Origin of the sequence: Candidatus Erwinia haradaeae, from assembly GCF_900699015.1 — a bacterium.
GTDB lineage: Bacteria > Pseudomonadota > Gammaproteobacteria > Enterobacterales > Enterobacteriaceae > Erwinia_E > Erwinia_E haradaeae_E.
This window is the reverse complement of the sequence record NZ_LR217737.1, coordinates 125752-149364: the sequence shown is the minus strand read 5'-3', so window position 1 is coordinate 149364 and position 23613 is coordinate 125752. Positions and strand designations below refer to the sequence as shown.

The 23613-nt window shown below is 28.3% G+C and carries 13 protein-coding genes and 1 tRNA gene; 2 read left to right on the top strand and 12 right to left on the bottom strand.

The features are described 5' to 3' along the window. Positions 1-214: 214 nt before the first annotated feature. Positions 215-299 (bottom strand) — tRNA-Ser (locus ERCIPICE3303_RS00465). Positions 300-1408: 1109 nt separating this feature from the next. Here ERCIPICE3303_RS00465 and ribB point away from each other — a divergent pair. Further along, positions 1409-2053: a 3,4-dihydroxy-2-butanone-4-phosphate synthase gene (gene ribB / locus ERCIPICE3303_RS00460; RefSeq protein ID WP_157990802.1), complete on the top strand. Its 645-nt coding sequence runs from the start codon at positions 1409-1411 to the stop codon at positions 2051-2053. A gap of 2589 nt (positions 2054-4642) precedes the next feature. After that, positions 4643-5284 (top strand): ribosome biogenesis GTP-binding protein YihA/YsxC, encoded by a 642-nt coding sequence (yihA, locus tag ERCIPICE3303_RS00455; RefSeq protein ID WP_232515407.1) that lies wholly within the window; start codon positions 4643-4645, stop codon positions 5282-5284. Between the two features lie 3028 nt (positions 5285-8312). Here yihA and smrB read toward each other — a convergent pair. From smrB to dnaA, 11 genes are all read right to left on the bottom strand, one after another. Beyond that, positions 8313-8855, bottom strand: a complete 543-nt coding sequence (gene smrB / locus ERCIPICE3303_RS00450; RefSeq protein WP_157990801.1) for an endonuclease SmrB — start codon at positions 8853-8855, stop codon at positions 8313-8315. A gap of 2064 nt (positions 8856-10919) precedes the next feature. Beyond that, positions 10920-11879, bottom strand: coding sequence for a 23S rRNA pseudouridine(955/2504/2580) synthase RluC (rluC, locus tag ERCIPICE3303_RS00445; RefSeq protein WP_157990800.1), 960 nt, complete (start codon positions 11877-11879; stop codon positions 10920-10922). Between the two features lie 1076 nt (positions 11880-12955). After that, entirely contained in the window at positions 12956-13810 is an 855-nt protein-coding gene (gene rpoH / locus ERCIPICE3303_RS00440; protein ID WP_157990799.1) for an RNA polymerase sigma factor RpoH, read from the bottom strand. 290 nt (positions 13811-14100) lie between these two features. Then, positions 14101-15747: a membrane protein insertase YidC gene (yidC, locus tag ERCIPICE3303_RS00435; protein ID WP_157990798.1), complete on the bottom strand. Its 1647-nt coding sequence runs from the start codon at positions 15745-15747 to the stop codon at positions 14101-14103. Between the two features lie 18 nt (positions 15748-15765). Next, positions 15766-16008 carry a membrane protein insertion efficiency factor YidD gene (gene yidD, locus ERCIPICE3303_RS00430; protein ID WP_157990797.1) on the bottom strand — a complete coding sequence of 81 codons (243 nt, stop codon included), beginning with the start codon at positions 16006-16008 and terminating at the stop codon, positions 15766-15768. Further along, a complete protein-coding gene (gene rnpA / locus ERCIPICE3303_RS00425) occupies positions 15972-16331 on the bottom strand; it encodes a ribonuclease P protein component (RefSeq protein ID WP_157990796.1) in 360 nt (119 codons plus the stop codon). Before rnpA ends, yidD begins: the two co-directional genes overlap by 37 nt. A gap of 7 nt (positions 16332-16338) precedes the next feature. After that, positions 16339-16488 carry a 50S ribosomal protein L34 gene (gene rpmH, locus ERCIPICE3303_RS00420; protein WP_157990795.1) on the bottom strand — a complete coding sequence of 50 codons (150 nt, stop codon included), beginning with the start codon at positions 16486-16488 and terminating at the stop codon, positions 16339-16341. Positions 16489-17219: 731 nt separating this feature from the next. Continuing rightward, positions 17220-18026: a sugar-phosphatase gene (gene yidA, locus ERCIPICE3303_RS00415; protein WP_157990794.1), complete on the bottom strand. Its 807-nt coding sequence runs from the start codon at positions 18024-18026 to the stop codon at positions 17220-17222. A gap of 234 nt (positions 18027-18260) precedes the next feature. Next, positions 18261-20669 (bottom strand): DNA topoisomerase (ATP-hydrolyzing) subunit B, encoded by a 2409-nt coding sequence (gene gyrB, locus ERCIPICE3303_RS00410; RefSeq protein ID WP_157991272.1) that lies wholly within the window; start codon positions 20667-20669, stop codon positions 18261-18263. 90 nt (positions 20670-20759) lie between these two features. Continuing rightward, the gene (dnaN, locus tag ERCIPICE3303_RS00405; protein WP_157990793.1) at positions 20760-21860 is read right to left on the bottom strand and encodes a DNA polymerase III subunit beta; all 1101 of its coding nucleotides are present in this window, start codon (positions 21858-21860) and stop codon (positions 20760-20762) included. 23 nt (positions 21861-21883) lie between these two features. Then, on the bottom strand, positions 21884-23275 hold the full coding sequence (gene dnaA, locus ERCIPICE3303_RS00400) for a chromosomal replication initiator protein DnaA (protein WP_157991271.1): 1392 nt from the start codon (positions 23273-23275) through the stop codon (positions 21884-21886). Between the last annotated feature and the right edge of the window lie 338 nt (positions 23276-23613).

The following is a 23613-nucleotide window of genomic DNA, read 5'->3' as shown; positions in this document are numbered from 1 at the left end:
TTTAAATAATCTAGCATCTATAGAAATGTGAATTACATAGAATCCAATCAAATATAAACATACTTCTATATGCATGAATTATATAAAATAATACAAAATCTCTACCTATTACATGGATTAAGCTAAATCTTAATAATAATTAACTAAATCAGATCTTTTTACTTTATATAAAATAAGATCTTGATCTTCTAAAAAAATTATTATCATTGAATGATGGAGGAGCAGAGATTCGAACTCTGGAACGGTCACCCATTTCCGGTTTTCAAGACCGGTGCCTTCAGCCACTCGGCCACTCCTCCAAATCAACATTACTATAAACATCAAAAACCAACATGTAAAGAAACTTTTAGAATTGTAAAAAAATAAATAAATGACGAGAACCTAAACCTATATTTTTATTCTATACATTAAATTAATTTATAATTTATACTTTATAAAAATTAGTATTTTAACATATAAATCATTATGATATATCATATATAAATATTTTTACTTTTCCAGATTCCACTACATTATTATCTAAATGTGATAATCAAGCATTAATTATTCTCTATAAAAAATAGATATATTTATCTATACACATGATATTGAGAACAGATAATGCATGTTATGTTCATGTAAATCTATACCACTAATTACGTTTTATTTTCCAATAACCTACAATAGTAGGTTCTTAAAAATCTAAAATTGTTCTTCTTCAAAGCAGAATTTATTTATAAATCTAACTATCAACTATTATGTTTCACTATAGAACATTAAGACACATCCAATATATTCACTTAATGTTTCTCAATACACATACTTCTTCTCTTAGTAATTATCATAATTATTTGATGATCAGAATTACACTAAAATTTTATGTATATTTGCCTAATCGTATTAAGTATGTATCCTCTGTTATAGCAGCTAAGGCTATAACCAAATTTTATTTTTTATATTTCTTTATCATAAATAAGTGTTATTCATAATAAACCTAAAACTTACAGATCAGATTATATAATTACGAACTATATTCCGATATATTAATCAAAAATCATATTATAATATTTAGGTTGTATGAAGATAATTTAATCACCTTTCTACTCTATCTAAAAATTAGACTTTATTGATAATATATATAAAAATAAAAAGACTCTAAATTATTTTTTCATTGCTCTATTTCTTTTTCAGAGCTATGATTATTTTATAATACTTAAATGTTCTTTATAAAAAATAAAATCTTATTAATAATCAAGAATATCTGATCTCCTTTCTAAAATAAAATTATTTTTAACATATATGATCATTAAAAATCAGCTTAGATTGATATAATCATACCAAATATCTCAATATATCGTATTACTTTTACCTTATAATCATCCATAATAACCCTAACTTAAGTCGTCTAAATGTCCATAAAGGTTTTATCATGATTCAATTACTACTTTCTAAATTTGGTACACCTGCACAGCGTGTACACCAAGCCATTCAGGCAGTACACTCAGGTCAAGGTGTAATGGTATTAGATGATGAACTTCGTGAAAATGAAGGGGATATGATCTTCGCTGCAGAAAAAATGACTGTAGAACAAATGGCAATGATTATTCGATATGGAAGTGGCATCGTCTGTTTATGCCTAAATGAGAAACGACTAAAACAACTTGATCTTCCTATGATGGTAGAGAATAATACTAGTGCTTACAGAACTGGTTTTACAATTAGCATTGAAGCAGCAGATGGTGTAACTACTGGAGTATCTGCTTCCGATCGTTTAACTACTATTCGAGCAGCTATTGCCGATAACGCAAAACCGAGTGACCTAAATCGACCTGGACATGTTTTTCCTCTACGAGCCCAATCCGGTGGTGTCTTAACTCGATGCGGACATACTGAAGCAACCATGGACTTAATGAGACTAGCAGGTTGTAAACCAGCAGGTGTATTATGCGAACTCACGAATGATGACGGCTCTATGGCACGATCTATGGAAGTAATTTTATTTGCTCATCAAAAAAATATGCCAGTAATGACTATTCAAGATTTAATAGCGTATCACCGTAGCATTAAAGCCTAATCAAGATAAAAAATTAAAACTTTAACCTCTATTAATTTATATAACTTGATTAAATATTATTGAAACAAAAGGAATAATAATAACCGAATCTATTAATATAATTTCATCTATTAATTTAATAAACTGTACCTATTACACATTACTTTATAATTATTAAACATAATAATCCATATTATTATGTTTAATAATTATTAATATAAAATTTTTTATCAACTATCATTCTGTTTTTTAACTTAATATACTATGTCTAATTTATACTTTAAACATACAGAAAGATTAGTATTGAATACTAAATATTCAATTATCCTACTTTTCTACCAAAAATAAACAAATGTATAAAAATATAATCTAAAACTAAATCCTCATATTGATTAACAATCAATACATTGACAATTATAATTATATTATATAAATTAAAACAATTCAAATCTAAAAAATAATAGAAAGTCCTTTCTACAAGAAGGACTATTACTTTATTAAAGTAAAACTAATTAATATCAATTATTCATCAACCATTTTTTATACACTTATCTAATATTCATTGGATCAATAAGCTACCTAATGATAAAGATCATATACTCATAATACTTATATATAAACTATCAAACATGTACATAATCAATTAAATCCATAATCATCTCTTTTCTAGCAACTAGAATATTTCATTCTATATAAATATTCTATTGAGATCAAGTGTAAACAACTAATCTAAATTACTACACTCTGCAATGCTACATAGTAATTGAAAACATTAACTAATTATTTAAATCAACTATCTACCTTCTATTACAGATCATTTGGTCATCAACCCTGTAAAATCATGAATACATCTCTTACTTTGATCAGAGGTTTATTTATTATAGAATTCAGATAATTTATCTTGTCGCTCTGGCATTATAAAATATAATTAACAATATTTTATTTATACAATAGCTAATAAAAAATTAATAATTATTCTTTACAATGATCAACTTGTCTAATTAGCACCACGAACCGATTTATTAAACCATCAGTCATTCAACAACTGATAAAAAATATATACAAAATTAGAACTAAACTCAAATAATTTATGCCATCCTATGGATGGCTATTCAAACACTTAAATAAACCCTAATCTAAAGACTAGAAACAGAACAATTACCCATACCTTAAAATTACTATATTTATAGTAACTGTGAAATACACTTAAAATACTACCTTGATTGTAATCACATTAATAAGCTCATTCTAGCGATTGCTTTTATAATATTGTTTACTAAAATCGTTTTTAAAAAATTTCACTTCAATCGTTTTTTCTCAAACTCCATTTTATTAAAAAATGAATTAAAAGTTCTTTCAATATACATCTTCTTATTAAGCGATAAATACAACAAATGATATTTTAATTACTCTTCTATTATCTAATATCATTAAATATTATGACTTAATTAATGTACGACTAGTTTGCCCTGTCTTTATTATTTATTCCTTTTCACTAGTTTCTATTCTATAGATAAGAATACTTGATTATATCAATCTTATACTGAAACATAAAAACTACCAAAATATATCTAAAAAATATATGATGTATTATTCTAGAAAGAATAGGAAACCAATGGTCTGATCTATTAATCAATAAACTTATAATATTATAACAAGGACCTATACGTTAATTATATAACACACCTCAAAAGATTTATTTTATAAATATTCAATAATAAAACAATCCATCAATATTCTATAAAATTAATCAAATAAATAACTAACCTACTCAAAAAAATGACATGCTACAACGTAATTACCATATTCTATATGATTCTATTCTACTAGATGAAAATAATAAATATTAATCCTGATCTGTCTGAATTCTAAATTATGATCTAAAATTACTCAGCAATGAAAAGTAATTATAACATCTTTTTGTACATCTTTTATTATGTTAGTAAACTAATAACTTAATTTAATAAAAATATTTTTAGAATATATAATCATTCTTATATATTATCAGAATCTTCTTAGAACAGTGAACAGATCGTAATATAGAGATTATACCTATAATAACCATAATAGATATAATCGGATTTATCATCTAGATACGATTAAAATAAAATAATATCTCTCTATAGAAATCTATTAATCCATAAAATTATTCTACAAATCATAAAATATTCAATTTATAAAAATAAAGAAGGTATAACAAAAAGACAATAATCTTTGAAGAAAGAATACAAATTCTATAACTTATACAATTCTTTATTAGAATAAATTAATTGGTAACTTGTAGATAACACATCAAAGAAAATTTTTATTCGTCTCTTGATTATAAATATTGATTTTAATTAAATTAATTAAATGATCTATGCAATACTATGTATAGTTATTAAAATATTTTAGAATCAACACCATCTGCCTTATTACTTACTATTTGATTAATATAGTTTTTAAAAAAATAGAACCAACATGTTCAACTATAAATGCATAAATTTCAAAAATAATACCTAATGCACTGAAAAATCATGAATTGAAAACTTGATCTGCATTACATACAAGTCACCTAAATGACTATGTATTTTCAAATCTTCATTATTAGATATAATCATCTATGATTTTATGAATTTAGAGACCATAATTATGCCTTATTGTCATTATAACCTTACGTCTTTTCTAACCAGTGCTCCTAATATAAATTACTTGCCAAATGATCTAGGTATAGAAATCGCCTTTATCGGTCGCTCAAATTCTGGTAAATCTAGTGCACTTAATGCACTAACGAATCAAAAAAAACTTGCACGAACAAGTAAAACACCTGGTTGTACGCAATTAATAAATCTCTTTCAAATTACTGAAGACTATCGACTAGTCGACTTGCCAGGTTATGGTTACACAAGCATTTCAAAAAACCTAAGGGTTACATGGGAGTATACTTTAAAACAATACCTAAGAAATCGTCACTGCTTACAAGGGTTATTAATCCTAATGGATATCCGTCATCCTTTAAAAAACCTTGATAAACAAATGATATTATGGGCAGAAAAAAGCAACTTAAAGATACTTGTCCTTCTTACTAAAGCAGATAAACTAACCGATAAAGCGAGTTACAAGCAACTGATTACAGTACGTCAAGAAATGAAACAATTTCAACAAATTATAGAAGTTGAGATTTTTTCTGCAAAAAAAAATATAGGAATCAATCTGTTACGACATAAGTTAGATAGATGGTTTTATATATCCTCTCAACTAAAAACTGATTAATTAATAACCATGTAACTAATAAAAAAAATACTAAAAAATATTTTAGTCTTCTTCGTAAGAAATTTTTATTTTTTAACATAATTTTTTAAAACAATCTAATTCTAGTCATTATAAACTAAAATACTTACTTTAATAAAATTGAGATTTTAGCATCTATCAAAAATAAAAAAATTCTTATAAATTCCTACTCTGATGTCAACAGAAAATAAAAAATATTATTTACAAAAAATGACCACCTCAAACAAAAGACAATAAATGAACGTTAAATCTAAAATTTCAACTACGTCCAGTTTTTCCATTTTAATCTCAATGTGCACAAGCATGCAATGCAATCAATATTGATTGTACTTTTATCTCCATTTAAATGAACAGATAATCTTAATAATTAGTTATTGCAGATTGTAAACAATACATATCTGTTTCAAAAATAATCAAGAACATAATAACTAGAACTAAATCGTAAAATTAGATAAGAAGGCTTGCTTTCTAAGCAAAAAACTAATGTTTTCTAAAAAATCTAGATATTTTTATATCAAAATATAAAAATAAAAAAATTACTAAAAATATTAAATTAGTCATAGATTTTAATATAGAAAATTCTTGCTTCTAAGAAAGAATTAATTATTCAGTCAAGATTTAGTAATCTATCATCAAAAATATCTATTTTATCTATTAAGATAGATATATAGGTAAAATAATTTTTAATCACAAAGATTAAAATAAAAATAAATATCTCACCATCATTAACAATGATACTAATAAACAATAATTTTACTGTTTCTGAAAATATATTTTAATATCAAAAATAATAAACACTATTAAGCAGTTAGATAAATAACTATACTATACTGATCAAATAAAAGAGTAAGTATTAAAACATAAAGTACTAAAACACATGATCTATTAAAATATTATACATTACTAATAAAATCTGTTATATATTAAAACAATCACCTCTATTCTCTAATTAAATTTATTAAATATTAAATAAAAATTAATTTTATTTAACATCATAAAATTAACTATACTCAAAGATAACTCATTATATGACATCTAATCAATTTTATTTCTTATTTAATAATAAATATTAAACCCTTATAATATTCAGGGGTATAACTAAAAAATAAATAAAAAATTACTTTCTAAAAAAAATTTATTTCATTAAATATCTTTTATCCATATAAAAAAACCATATTCATGGTATTATAAAATATAAATAAAACTAATTACATACTATATTACTAATAATCAAAAGGATACATTTTGTTTTTATAAACACAATATATTTTCTATCATAATTACTCGATGAGTATAGAATATTAAGCATTATTTAAAAATGCTTAGATAAATATCTAAAAACAAATAACCTAGTAATATATGTATATTTATGATATCTATCATTACTTATACGAGATCACATTAATTAATATTAAAAATGATTTTAATAATCTAATACCAAAGTTATCATCATTCATTATATTTACACAATACTAATGATTATATATGCTTCAATACGTATAATAAAAAAATATTAGAACAAACAAACCACACCGTTAGTCGACTTTTCCCTCATAAACTGATAAATGATTAAGATCATTGTATAAATAAATTATAAAACTATCAGTAGCTAATTGATATAAGTTTACTTTTTTACAAATAAAAATGTTCTATGATCTAAGATCATAGAAAGGCTGTGTATAAAATTACAACTAATTCAAAGCGTAGTTTAAGAGATACTATAAAAACATCCAAATATCAACATCTATTAGCAATACAAAATATAGTAACCTAGAACAACTTATTCTTCACCCTTAATGTTAGATCGGATAACAACTATATTAATACCAACATCCATGATCTTTTCACCTGATTACTATTCTATACAGAATATTATAATAAAGCATCATCACATATTATACATACTTACAATCTAAAAACCTTACTCTACATTTAATATAATATTTTTGACTTCTGGATATCTATTTCTTTTTATAAAAATCCACTATGCAATCCGATATACTTATAAATTCAATCTTATACGATTTTAGTAATTATAATTACACTATATTTTATTGAAAATATGGAATAAGATCCCTTACTGTAAAGTAAAATCAATATCATATCTGTCTATACAGATATAATAGAACTACGTAATACCACTCAAAAAACCTGAAATCAAGATTAAGAATTGACAAATAAATATGGAGTCCATTCTAAATATTAATGGACTTCATTACTCAAACAACTAGATAATAGTCTAATAATAATTAAGATACTAACCTTAAACATATAATCGATCTTTTAGACAAAGATATTGAAAAACTTTCAATATAAATAAATAAAATAAAATTTACACAAAATAACTTAATAATTATGAGTCAGATATACATGATCCAATTAATAGTAATAGATTCCTATATTTACTCATTCATATAGTCTATAAAATATCAAATATATATATCGTATAAAAAATTAATACACCACTTCTATCTAATAATATTATTATAAATATATCAATAATATAATATATAACTAAAAAGTTTATAAAAATTCTACAAACAATTATACATAATAATAATTATACACTTATTTTTCAAAAAATAAAATCAAGACATTACAACTAAGATAAATTACAGTCCATATTTCTATAATATAGAATATAGTCATTAAAAAATAAAAACACAAACTACTCTCTATTTAATATTTTTAAAAACGAAATTACTAAAATTAATTATTCATTAAAAAATATATTCACGCAATATTATAAATAAAATATAGATCCTCTATTATAGGATCTTCTAAAAAATTTACCACTACACAGATAAGAAGTTTTATAAAAATAAAAATAACGATTTTTCACTAAATAAAAATAATAACAAAATCTTAAAATCAGATAAAATAACTTAATAAAAAATAAAGATTTAATCATCGTATTAATCATTATGTAAATAATTCAATAATTAATAAATTATAAATATAATATCAGTATAAAATCCAATGATAATAAATAAAATAATATATAGATAAGCTATCGATACCAATCGACTACTTCAATTAATACCAATAAAGCAGCATTACCACCAAACTGTTTAGGTGCTTGATGGAATGCCATCACCAATGGATGCTGTGCTAACCATAGAGGAGTCCTTGTTTTAAGTACATTTTTACCATGACCATGTATGATATTTGTACAATTAAAGTTCTCCCGATGACACATTGTAATTAAAGAACCTAGTTCATATTTTGCTTGAACTTTCGTTAATCCATGCAGATCCAAAAAAATATCTGGAATATAATCTCCACGACATAATTTTTTTAACTCATAACAATTTACATCATTACGCACATAACGTAATGCGCCTTCAGTGGAAATAAGAGGATAAAATTCATCAGAAAAGTAATAAGTAGAATCTACTTTTTCTGACTGAGAATCTTTACCTCCTCTATAATAAACTTTATTCCGTGGAGATGTATGAGCTATCGTATCCTGAACAAGTTGACGTGTATCACACATCAAACTACGAAATAACATATATTCTGATTCAGGATTTATCTTATCTTTTTGACTCATTAATAAACCACTCTTATTAAAATAACAACTTTAAGATAAAATCACACCTATAAATCTAAATTTATCAATATAGATGAATTCAATCCAAATTAGCTGTATATATAAATCAATATTTATTAAAATCGTAAAAACAATAGTCCTATACTCAATATAGAGATATTACGTGTTTTTATATTAATAAAGTATAAAAATTAAATTGACTAAACTAAAACATCAATGTTGATTACAAATATATTGATGCTTTTATTGTCTCTAAAATAATTGAATATAAAGATATAATCTTCCTTCTATTTAAAATACCTAGCATTGCTCAAAACAAAACAACTACAATAAATAACATATATTTAATATCGTTTTATATACAAGATCTTCTATAAAAAGTTATCTATACTAATTTATAAATTTAGTAATTATTGTTATGTTATTGTTTAAAATATATAAATTATATCCCTCTCTTTATTAATAAATCATCCTATTGCATCCAAAAAGATGTACCTTAAGTATCCAAACATACCTAATTCTTCTTATTAAACTTCAGAATAAAGATAAAAAACAACTCTAATGATTATTATAAACAATTATATAATAATTAAAATGATTATACTAAATCCCAATTCTAAAATAAAAATAGAAAAATAACCTACTGCAGACATAATCAGTGATCCTTCTATCTCCAGGAGATTAGTTATTTTATATATAACAAACACTAGCCTCTACTATATAAATAGACTCATGATAATCCCAATCTACTATAATATCTACTATAATGAAAACTATATTCCCTGAATCATAGAATAAATATCAATTCATTCTAAAAAATCAGATATGATTAAAAATATAATTTCTAATTCCCTGAAGGCCCTAGATTATCTTATCTCTTCTTGATATTAAGAAAAAACAACTTATAACGCTCATCCTACTGACTAAAATATAAATTTTTATCTAATTAAAAATTTTACTAACCAAATAGATTAACATAGAATTTAATGTTATTAAAACCTTAACTTTTTTCACATAAGTTGATATATTGGTATATTATAAATATTAATAAATATCTATCAAGAACACTACATACCAGCCTATCAAGGCTCTGGTAATAGATAAGTAATGGTATTTTGATTTATAACTTTTATTAAGTTATTCCTATAAATTATATATAGATTATTAATCTATATTTTTATGTTCGATACATGATTACTATAGGTGATCTTCAATCACATATGGTAAATAAGAAATATACAATTTTCCAATACAGAACCATTATAAACTTTATGTCTAGCACATATTTAATTCACTTAAATTCTAATAACTTCTACTCAAAGCATATTAATCACTTAGATAACATATCTATTAGAAAGATCTCAGACCAAATAAAACTTAACATTGTTATTTAAAGATACAAAATGAATTTCTTTTACATAACGAAACACTGAATTACCAAAATATATTCAATCCCAATATAATTAAATATAATTATCATATTTTTGATAATAATGTTACTAGTGAAACTAAAATAATAACAAATTTATCTACTATAAATGATATACATACCGAAAAACATATTCTTAAATGATAAAGTCAAATTAAAAAATTAATCTTAATACAACACTGAATAAAAAATCATTTAAAATCATATAAAATATACAATCTATCATTATTTTGATAATTTCTTATAAAATATGATTACAATAAGCACAATTATATATAACATATAAGCCAATCATTCTTATGTAACTAAATATAGATAATATTAAATAAACATGTAGACCTAGATAAAAACTAAATAAAATATCACTTAGTATCTCTATTCATCAATAGCAATACTGTTAAATCTAGATTAACTACTAAATTACTTTCTTATATTAATAAGCTAATCTAATTATTATTAATTTTAATTCAGAATTATCTCTTATAACAGTAGTTGTCTCTGATTAAATTATCAATCTATATATTTATGTTAATAAATGATCACTAGACACCCTATATAATTACATATAATATATCAACTATTTTCTTGTAAAGCTTAGATATACCTAAAAACTAAGACTGATGAAATATTAGTCCTTATAATTGACGAAGTATCATCAAAAAATCTTCTAACTTCCTATCAATTGGCGCTTCTATACGCATTACTTTTCTAGTATTAGGATGAGTAAAGTATAAGGTAGAAGCATGTAAAAATAGTCGTTTTAATCCCAATCCTTTTACGTATTCGTTGAATACGGAATCACCATAAAGATTATCTAAAGCAACGGGATGACCAATATGACACGCATGCACACGAATCTGATGCATCCGACCGGTAATAGGACGAACTTGAATTAAAGTCGCCTTTTGTGCATAAAACTCTTGTACTTTGAATAAAGTTTTAGATATTTTTCCTTCTTTACATACTCTTGAAGTTCGCTGACCCTCTCGTCGAAAATTATTCAAAAGAGGACCATTTACCATTGTAGCACCTAGAGGCCACTGACCTTTTACTAATGCTAAATAATATTTTTTTATCCTCTTTTCGCGTAATTGTTCATGTAAATCACGTAGTGATGAACGTTTTTTTGCTACTAATAAAAGACCAGATGTACATCGATCAAGACGATGAACTAACTCAAGAAAATACTCTTTTGGCCTAGATGCACGTAAAATTTCAATAAGACCAAAACTTAAACCACTTCCACCATGTACAGCTATACCTGCCGGTTTATTAAGTATCAATATATACTCATCTTCATAAATAATAGATTTCTCTACTAGAAGTATCTTAACTTGATCTATCTTATCTGAAGATAATCCTCTATCCTTTGGTTCCATCCGAATGCGAGGAACTCGTATACTATCTCTATTTATTAATTTATATTTTGGTCTAACGCGTTTTTTATTAACTCGTACCAATCCCTGACGTAGGATTCGATAAATCATACTTTTAGGCACACCCTTTAACTGGGTGAATAAAAAATTATCTATACGCTGTCCTGCTATATCCAGCGATACAATAATAAGTTGTACAGAATAAATCTGATTAGACATGATAGAAAACTATGAATAATATTCAGTAATATAATTTTATTATAGATAACAAAACACGAATTCACTTAACTGATCTTTACGATCATTCTTTTAAAACTGAAAATCTTATAAACGGAGAGCTATGAAATAATAGTAAACTATCAACTTCTTTCATTTTTATGAAAACAAATTATACAGAATCCAACTTCTGTTATCTGCTCAATAATTTAAATATCTTTCAATACTATCATGTTTAATGAGCATACTATTTATATCAAACTATAAGTTTGATAGAATATAATTCTATATAACTATTTATTATCATTCTCTTATAAATAAATAATAACAATTACTTTAATATCAAAAATAAAAAATGCTATTAAAGCATAATCACATATTTATAAACTAAAAATACAACTCATATTTTAAATAGATGATCATCTTATGATTTTTAACTACTTCAAATTATATATTTTTTAAATTTAGATGCTTTGACATGACAGGGAATAACGAATCCCATTCATATATACAATATATATTGTATACTTCTTATTAGAGTGATATAAGTATATTTTCTTTAAAAATAAAAATTTATGAAAAATAAATTATTAGAAAGATTGTTCCATAACAATATATATTTTGTATGATGTTACTACTTTTCCTCATGAATAAATCTACTTTTTCTTCTATTTATCTTAAAATAGCATATTAAAAATAAAATATCTATCCTTTCTATTTTTTGTATTATTATCGACAATAAAACTTAAAAATGAATTTTTCATCTTCTTTATAGATAGCAGTTAAGTCATTCTATATTTTACTATAAAGTGTATGATTGTAATCTGATACAAATAAATGACTCTATTTATTTAGATGACTATTTTGCTACATATCAATCATCTGATTTAATTTTCACCAAAAATATTGTTTAGATTACTCATTTTAAGATCACTATCCATCACTTAAAATTACTATTACTTCAATTTTACAAAAACACTAATTTTATCGTCACTCTATATGTTATTTTATAGAAAATGTAAATAGTATTATCAAATTATAATAAATATTTTATTTTCTAAACGAAGATTTTAGATATATTATTTTTCAATAGCTCCTCGTAGTTTTTTCATAGCGTTCTTTTCAATTTGACGAACCCGTTCAGCAGAAACACCATACTGATTAGCTAAATCCTGTAAAGTAGTCTTATTATTATCATCCAGCCATCGAGAACAAATAATATGCTGACTACGATTATCTAATCCCTTTATTGCTAAACCAAGTTTATCAGCCGCATAATCACCCCAGTTATCTTCCTCGATATCATTAGCAAAATCAGAGGACCTATCCTGTAAATAACCAATTGGAGAAATGAATCCAACCTCTGTTTCATCATCTGGTCGTGGATCAAAGGTTAAGTCTTGAGCAGCCATACGAGATTCCATTTCACGAACATCTTTACTACTAACGCCTAATTCTCGTGCAACCATTTCAACCTCATCTTGATTAAACCAACCTAATCTCTTTTTAGTTTTTCGTAAGTTAAAAAACAACTTACGCTGTGCTTTAGTAGTAGCAACCTTAACGATACGCCAATTTCTCAATACGTATTCATGAATTTCAGCTTTAATCCAGTGAACTGCAAAAGAAACTAATCTAACTCCTATTTCTGGATTAAAACGACGCACAGCTTTCATGAGACCAATGTTACCTTCCTGAATTAAATCTGCTTTCGGGAGACCATAACCAGAATAGTTACATGCTATATGAACTACAAAACGAAGATGAGATAAAATTAACGTTTTAGCTGCTACTAAGTCACCCTTATAATACAGTTGTTCAGCTAACACTTTTTCCTCTTCTGAGGTCAACATTGGCCAAGTATTAGTTACCCGGATATATGAATCCAAGTTACCCAAAGGATAAATAGTGAAAGTTTGTATTTCTTTAGTCATTCAAACCCTCTCTGTGTCTTACACAATACAAGACGATTCTATAGATAGAATATCTACAATTTTATACGAATAAAAACTCATTATACACTCTTTACTTCACATTCTCGTATATTAACCAAACTGATTTTGTTACAACCTTCTAAGAGATAAACCAAATATTTCTCTGTTATAAAATTCACTATCTATACAAATATTGTATAGATTGAAAAAAAATCAGAACATGATCTGTAATACTTATTGAATAAAACCAAAAACATCACAAAGTTGTTGTAACATCTAAATCTACTAACTTAAATTTTATTTTTATCGCGGCTATGTAATCCACGTTTTTCTAAGTCACGATAAATAATATGTTGTTGTAATATTGTAACTAAATTACTGACGATGTAATATAAAACTAAACCAGAAGGGAAATATAAAAAAAAGAGAGTGAATATAGCCGGCATAAAAGTTATAATTTGTTTCTGCATCTGGTCAGTGACAGTGGTCGGTGACATCTTCTGAATACAAAACATCGTAACACCCATTAATACCGGTAGTATATAATAGGGATCTTGCGCAGACAAATCCTTAATCCATAAATAAAATGACGCATGACGAAGTTCTACCGAAGCCATAAGCATATAATAGAGACCCAAAAAAATAGGCATCTGAATAAATAATGGCAAACATCCACCCAATGGATTAACTTTCTCTACTTTATAAAGCTCCATCATATCTTGACTTAAACGCTGTTTATCATTACCACAACGCTCACGCATAGCCTGAATCTTTGGCTGTAAAATACGCATTTTTGCCATAGAAGTATACTGAGCTTTAGTCAAAGGATACGTGATACCACGTACAATAAAAGTAATAGCAATAATTGAAACACCCCAATTATTTATAAAACTATTTAAAAACTTTAGAAGTTTAAATAATGGCTGAGAAATGAACCATAACCAACCGTAATCAACAGTAAGATCTAAATACAAGGCAGTCCTTGCCATGCTTTCCTGAATTTCTGGACCAATCCATAATGTCGCGACTAGGTTCTTAGTTCCACCTGGGTTAACAATAACCGGTTCAGAAGTATAACCTATAGCTGCTATGCCATGACCTAAATTACTTGTATATAACGTATTCCTTCCGATAGTCTGTGGAATCCAGGTTACAGAAAAATACTGTTGAAGCATAGAGACCCAACCATTCATAGTAGTTATATTAAGATTTTTATTATCTCTAATCTTATCAAATGAATATTTCTCATACTTTGTCTGTGTACTAGAATAGGCCGCACCACGAAAAGTCTGTAAAGCAAAATTGTTGCTAGTTTTATCACGATCCTCTGGTAAATCTATACTTTGTTTTATTTGACCAAACATTGATAGTTCTAAAGGATTTTTAGTTGCATTATTGACTTGATATTCAATCCTAATGGCATATTGACCACGATGTAAAATGAATATTTTAGTATATGTAACACCATTGTCTGTCATAAATGTCAACGGAACACGCAACTCATCCTGACCATCACCTATCTTAAAATAGTGATCTGCACTAATATACAGAGGCCGCACTCTACGACTCAGGCTATCTGGCCCATTACGACCAATTAACCCACTTTGCACCTGATATACGAAATCCGGTCTAGATTCTAAAAGTAAAAAGGGACATGTTGACCCCAATTTATCCGGATAAGATAGTAATGCCGCCTGGTTAATATCCCCTCCACGCGTATTAATTTTTAATGATAATACATCTGTTTCAACAGTAATGATTGGATCCAATCCAATGCTAATCAGGTCATCATTGACACTATAATCAACCTTTTTATTAACGATGTCTACAGGACTAGATTCCCATTGTTTTGGAACATGATTCCTATCCCATATTTGCCAAATCATAAATAATACAAACAAAAAAACGATAAAAAAAAGATTGCGTTGAAAATACATCATTAATATTCTCTAGTATCAATTCTTTGGTGGAGAGACTGGATCATGGTTACTACAATTATAAGGATGACATTTTAAGATCCGCTTTATTGCTAACCAACTTCCTTTTATCACTCCAAACCTTCGTAATACTTCAATAGTATATTGCGAACAAGTAGGATGAAAACGACAGCACGGACCTGTTAATGGGCTAATTAGGAATTGATATAGGCGTATTAAAAAAATCAGGATCTTTGATCCAAACGATAATGATAGCACCATAATCTCTCCAAGATCCCAGTTAATGTATTGTTGTCAATCTTATTAATACCACTCTTCGCTATAACTATAAAATCCATCTCCAGCAAATGATATTGATGTATACGAAAGCTATCTCTCATTAATCTCTTAATTCGGTTACGCTCATAGGAATGCTTTATATGTTTCTTAGAAATGGTTAATCCGATTCTTGGGTGAGCTAACTCATTGAAACGACTTAAAATAGTTATATATCTAGTACTTATCCGCTTTGGATGCTCAAAAACAAAATTAAAGTGCCTAGCGGTCAAGAGTCTTAAGTCCCTTGAAAATCTAAATCGCATCATAGAGTCATTATCGTGTACTGTTCACGATAGTAAGACGTGATCGACCTTTAGCTCGTCGACGAGATAAGATATCACGACCATTTTTATGTTCCATGCGCATACGGAAACCATGTGTACGATTTCTCTTTAGTATCGATGGTTGGAAAGTTCGTTTCATTCAAATTGCTGCCTAAATTTAAGTGGAACAGAGATTCTATCCTTAACAAATAGTAAATATGTAGCATATTAACTTTGATGCATCTTATTTATTATAATCAAAATCTAGCATGGAGTCAATCTACTTCAAGTTTTACCCAAGATAGGGTAAAACTTTATACCTAATTAATTTATCAATGTAGATATTTATACAGAAATAGATCATATCTAATCTTAATCTAACATCCCCCTATAATAGATCTACATAAGTATTAATTTAGAATTTAATTCCAAGATTCAAAATCTTTATTTAATACCAACAGTATTATCTATCAATCTATATTCTAACAAGATAGCAATATGTTTTATCTATATGAATATAAGAAGAAAATCTCTAATTACCTAAACATCATAGTATTAATATTCTATCTTTCTATTGAAGATAATAACTATACCTCTTACTATCGAAAATATGATATCAAACTAAAAGTAGTAGTCGCTCTTATTGTCTGAATCATAAAACTTACAACAATTACTTTATCTAATAAATTTCTAGATCTAATGTATCTATATACAATACAATCAATCTATATCAACTATCTTTTATCTATGAAACATCTCATTATCATACAAAATTTTAATAATCTTAATATTAAATCTTTACTCTCTTACTAGAGAGAGTAAAGAAATAGAAATTAACATAGAAAAAGATACAATCAAACAAAAATATTAAATATTTATTAATGAAGAAATCTATAAAAAATCCTCAATAACCCTAGCTACACCATCTTCTTGATTGCTTTTAGTCACAATCTGTGCCACTTTTTTGACTTTTTTAATACTATTACCCATCGCAACACTGATGCCTGCATACTCTAACATAGATAAATCATTTTCCTGATCACCAATAGCCATTACCTCTTCTCTAATGAATCCCATTCTCTTAGCTAAGAAACAAAGACTAAGTCCTTTATTTGCTTGTTTATTCAAAATCTCAAGATAACAAGGCGCACTTTTCATTATATTAAAACGTTCAACTGCAACCTGAGGTAAACTAGAAACTACAGAATCCAAACGTTCTGAAGAACCAATCATCATTAACTTAGGGAAAGTTAAATTAGAATTCATATCATTTACTGCACAATAACTAAGAGGAATACCAGTCATCCAAGCTTCACGAATAGTAAATTTACTAATATTTTTATTGGAGGTAAACATCTCTATCTTACTAAATGCTTGGAAATGAATATCCAATAGGCGGGATAATCGTTCAAAATAAAGATAATCATCAAAAGTCAATAATACCTCTAACAGGCATTTTCCATTAATTGTTGTCTGAACTAGTGCGCCATTATTAGTGATGCAATACTGACCTTCCCTATTTAATTCCAACTCTTTTAAATAACGCTCTATACCAATAAATGGGCGTCCAGTAGCTAAAACCACAGCCACTCCTTTTTTATGCGCTGTTTGAATAGCCTGCTGTACTCGTGGTGTAATCTCACATTTTGGATTTAAAAGTGTGCCATCCATATCAATTGCAATCAACCTAATCGCCATACTATCCTCAAAATAAGATGATATTTATATATATTCATACTATACTCTGAATCATCACTAACTCAGTACTGCTTAATATAACAATAGCACCACTAGTCTTTACTGTTGATAAAGACTATGGAAACATATACCTATCTCTAATATATATGATTCTTAGTATACCGATCTTACTATTGACAAAATAACTCAATGAGGAATATAAACACACCGAATCTCTTCAGTAACCCATTCTGTTCAAATATCAAGATTAGATACCTTTAGTGCATTTTCTTCAATAAACACACGACGCGGTTCTACTATATCACCCATTAAAGTAGTAAAAATCTGATCAGTAGCAACCACATCATCAATAGTAATCAATAACATCCGTCGCTTCTCTGGATTCATCGTAGTTTCCCATAATTGATCTGGATTCATTTCTCCCAAACCCTTATATCTTTGAATAACAAGACCACGATGTGACTCATTTTCTAACCAATTGACAGCTTGCTCAAAACTAAAAATATATTGATACCGATCACCACGTCTAATATATGCTTCCTTTCCCAGCAAACCGCGAACCTGTTCACCAAAAAAACAAATTCTACGATACTCATCACTAAAAATAAATTTCTGATCAAAAAAATAATCTATATCAATACCATATATACGTCCACGTATTATAGGTATAAATACATTCGATGTATGATCTTCAGATATAATCCCTCTATATTTACTACCATCTTGATCATGAGAATTCAGATACTTTACCAAAGTCTCTAACCAATGATATACTGTTTCTTTATCTATCAAATTATGTAAGGTGGAATGATAAATAAGTGCATTCAAAATCGATAAAGGATAGAGATACTCCAATTTTTCTATTATTTTCCGTGTACGATAAAAAGAAGAAACTAAATTTTCTAATTTTTCGCCAGTGAATGATAACCCTTCCCTTCCAACATAAAGGATAGCAGATTCAAGAGCTGTGGCCATTTGATACCGCTCCATCTCCTCATCATCCTTAATATACTGCTCTTTTTTACCTCTCTTTACCTTATAAAGTGGAGGCTGTGCTATATAAAGATGCCCACGTTCAATAATTTCTGGCATTTGTCGATAAAAAAAAGTTAATAGTAGTGTGCGAATATGAGCTCCATCTATATCGGCATCAGTCATAATTATAATATTGTGATATCGTAACTTATCTGGATTATATTCATCTTGACCGATCCCACAACCTAAAGCAGTAATCAAAGTAGCCACTTCCTGAGAAGCTAACATCTTATGAAAACGCGCCTTTTCTACATTAAGAATCTTCCCCTTTAAGGGAAGAATAGCTTGAGTTTTACGATTACGTCCTTGCTTAGCAGAACCTCCAGCGGAATCCCCTTCTACTAAGTAGATTTCAGAAAAAGCTGGATTTCTCTCTTGGCAATCTGCTAGCTTACCAGATAAACTAGAAAAATCGAGCATACCCTTACGACGTGTTATTTCACGTACTCGTCGAGCCGCTTCGCGTGCTCGTGCGGCATCAATGATTTTCCCCACTATAATTTTTGCATCAGATGGATGCTCTAGAAGGTACGCAAAGAGAAGTTCATTCATTTGCTGCTCAACTACTACTTTAACTTCAGAAGATACAAGTTTATCTTTTGTTTGTGATGAAAATTTTGGATCTGGTGCTTGAATGGATACCACTGCAATTAAACCTTCTCGAGCATCATCCCCTGTAGTGTTCACTTTAGCTTTCTTTGTATATCCTTCTTTATCCATATATAAATTAAGAGTACGGGTCATAGAAGTACGAAAGCCAGCAAGGTGAGTTCCACCTTCACGCTGTGGAATATTGTTGGTAAAACAATAAATACTCTCCTGAAAACCATTATTCCACTGCAATGCTATTTCTATACCAATATTGTTTTTCTTGGTAGAAAAATAAAATATATTAGGATGAATTGGCGTTTTATTCTGATTGAGATGCTGAACAAATGCTTGAATACCTCCTTTATAATGATAAAGATTCTTTTTCCCATCACGAAGATCTTCTAATTTAATAATCACCCCAGAATTAAGAAATGATAATTCTTGTAATCGTCTTTCTAAAATTTGATATTCAATATCAAGTATATTGGTAAATGTTTTATGACTTGGCCAAAATCGTACACAGGTTCCTGTTAACTCTGAGTCTCCTATAACATCTAACGGAGCTTGTGGAACACCATGCATATAAATCTGATGATACACCTTACCTTCACGCCAAATTGTTAGCTCTAATTTTTTAGATAGAGCATTGACTACAGAAATACCTACACCATGTAACCCACCAGAAACTTTATAAGAGTTATCATCAAATTTACCACCAGCATGAAGAATGGTCATAATTACTTCAGCAGCAGAAATTCCTTCTTCCTCATGTAATCCAGTAGGAATTCCTCGCCCATTATCTTGTACAGATACAGAATAATCAGGATAAATTGTAACAACAATACTTGAGCAATAGCCGGCAAGAACTTCATCAATAGCATTATCTACGACCTCAAATACCATGTGATGCAGACCGGTACCATCATCTGTATCACCAATATACATACCAGGACGTTTTCGTACTGCATCTAACCCCTTTAAAACCCTAATACTAGAGGAATTATAAATATTCGGCATCAAATTTTCTCGCATTTTTATCTTCCGGTGAAATCACCGTTTCATTGCCTGTATCTTAAACAGATACTGTTTAACAGTATAGTAAATAACTTACAATCGCATTGGCATAATAATATAGCTAGCAGATGGGCTCATTGTATCTTCAATTTTAACACCAGAAATAGAATCAGTTAGCAGGAGACAAACATTCTGACACTTTAAAACATTGAGAGCATCTAAAACATAACTAACATTCAAACCTATTTCAAGATCAATACCACTGTATAGCACATCTAACATTTCTTCTACTTCCTCCTGTTCAGGATTGTTAGCTGTGATCTTCATGTGATTCAGACTAATATATATCCGAACCGCACGCGATTTCTCATTGGAAAGAATTGCTGCTCTAGATAAAGATTGTTTCAGTAAATTACAATCAGCATACAAAATTTTATCAGGATCATTTGGTAATACACGCCTATAATCTGGAAATTTACCATCAACGAGTTTAGAAGTAAAAACAAAATGACCGACATGAACACGAATATTGTTCCTACCCATTTGAATTCTAATAAGACCTTTTCTGCTATCTAAAAGACGTGCAAGCTCTATTACACCTTTGCGTGGAACAATCACTGAGTAATTTGGTAATGACTCTTCAACTAACATAGAACATATTGCCAACCGATGTCCATCGGTAGCAACGGTCCGTAATACTTCACCTCCAGTTTCAAATAACATACCGTTTAAATAATAACGGACATCTTGATGAGCCATAGAAAATTGTGTTGCGTCAATTAAGCGTTTTATAATAACTTGTTGCACTGAAAATTCAACCTCACTCCTCAAGTCCTCTAAATTTGGAAAAGAACTAGATGGCAAAGTTGAAAGAGAAAATCGACTACGCCCAGACCGTACTAATATTCTTATATCTTCCAGTATCACTGTAATATTAACACCTTCCGGAAGACTACGACAAATATCAAAAAATTTACGACCTGGAATGGTAATCGATCCTATTTGGTGTTCTTCCTTCAAAGCAAGTCGTGCTACCATTTCCATTTCTAAATCAGTACCAGTAAGAACCAAGCTACCTTCTACAACTTCTAGTAACAAATTATTAAGAATAGGTAGTATAGGACGTCCACTTAAGAGACTGATGACTTGTTGCAAAGGTTTTAGTAACAAGTCACGTTCAATAATAAATTTCATAATTTAAGCAACTATCTTCTAAATCAAGAGGATAAAGTTCTAATAAGATTTGAGAAATCTTCTTGAATATCTAAACTTTCTTCATTCAACTGCTCAATTTTTCGACATGCATGTAGAACAGTTGTATGGTCACGACCCCCAAAGGCATCACCAATTTCCGGTAAACTGTGATTTGTCAACTCCTTAGCCATGGCCATTGCCATCTGGCGAGGACGTGCTACCGAACGCGATCGACGTTTTGACAAGAGATCACCTACTTGAATTTGATAATACTGAGCTACCGTCTTTTGAATTGTATCAATAGTTACTAGTTTGTCTTCTAAGGCTAGTAAATCACGAAGAGCTTCACGTACAAAATCAATGGTTATTGAACGCTGCATCAATCTAGCGTTAGCAATCACACGATTAAGTGCTCCTTCTAGTTCTCGTACATTAGACCGTAGCTTTTTAGCAATAAAACATGCAACTTCTACTGGCAAAGAGATATTATTTTCATTAGCTTTCTTCATCAAAATTGCTATCCGTGTTTCAAGTTCTGGTGGGTCAATAGCTACTGTTAACCCCCATCCAAAACGTGATGTCAAGCGATCCTCAACTCCATTAATGTCTTTTGGATAACGATCAGAAGTTAAAATCACCTGTTGATTACCTTCAAGTAGCGCATTAAATGTATGAAAAAACTCTTCTTGAGATCGTTCTTTATTAGCAAAGAATTGAATATCATCAATTAATAGTGCCTTTACTGAACGATAATAACGTTTAAACTCTTCAATTTCATTATTTTGTAGCGCCTTCACCATATTTTGAACAAAACGCTCAGAATGCATATAGACTACTTCGGAATTAGATTTACTAGAAATAATACTGTTGCCTACCGCATGTAAGAGATGAGTTTTACCAAGCCCTGTCCCACCATAAAGAAACAAAGGATTATATAATCCACCAGGATTAGAAGCAACCTGATAAGCTGCAGCACGCGCTAGTTGATTTGATTTGCCCTCAACAAAGTTATCGAAATTATGCTTCATGTTCAAATTAGAACGATTAAAACAACGAGATAACGTGGCACAAGTATCCCAACTACTACAGCTTGATATCAGAAACTTACCTGTCTTAGCTCTTATCATCTCTCTATCAGAAATACTCGATTCTCTAATTATTTTAGGGGTAGGTTTTCTCCCTACTTCAAAACGTATAAAAGGAACATTCACACCACCAAAATTATTTAGAAGAGCATTGATGTTAGATAGATACTTATCCCTAACCCAATCGAGTACAAAACGATTTGGTGCATATAAAGCTAATGTATTATCATTGAGCTCAGCCTGCAAGGGTCGTATCCACATACTAAACTCAGTGGCAGGTAATTCATCCTGCAGACAGGTAAGACACTGTTGCCAAAGTATAAGTGACACGGCGGGCCCCATTGAAAAATGCAAAAAAATAAAAAACTAACATAAAAATTCATTATTATTTACGTATTTTCAAGAAATACACATAAAATTTTTATCCTATTCTACCCATTTCTAGAATCTGTAATGTTTATAACAATAAATCTCCTTTTGTAACTGTTTAACGAGAAAATACTAACGTAAAATACATTAGAGATCATAAATTTATCCAAAAATTATCCTATAGATAAATGACTATAAGAATACAGATCAGTATAGGTTCAACTGTTGTATCAATAATTCTAATAAATTCATCATTGATTCTGAATCATCTAAGTATAAATAATATAAATATACTCCAA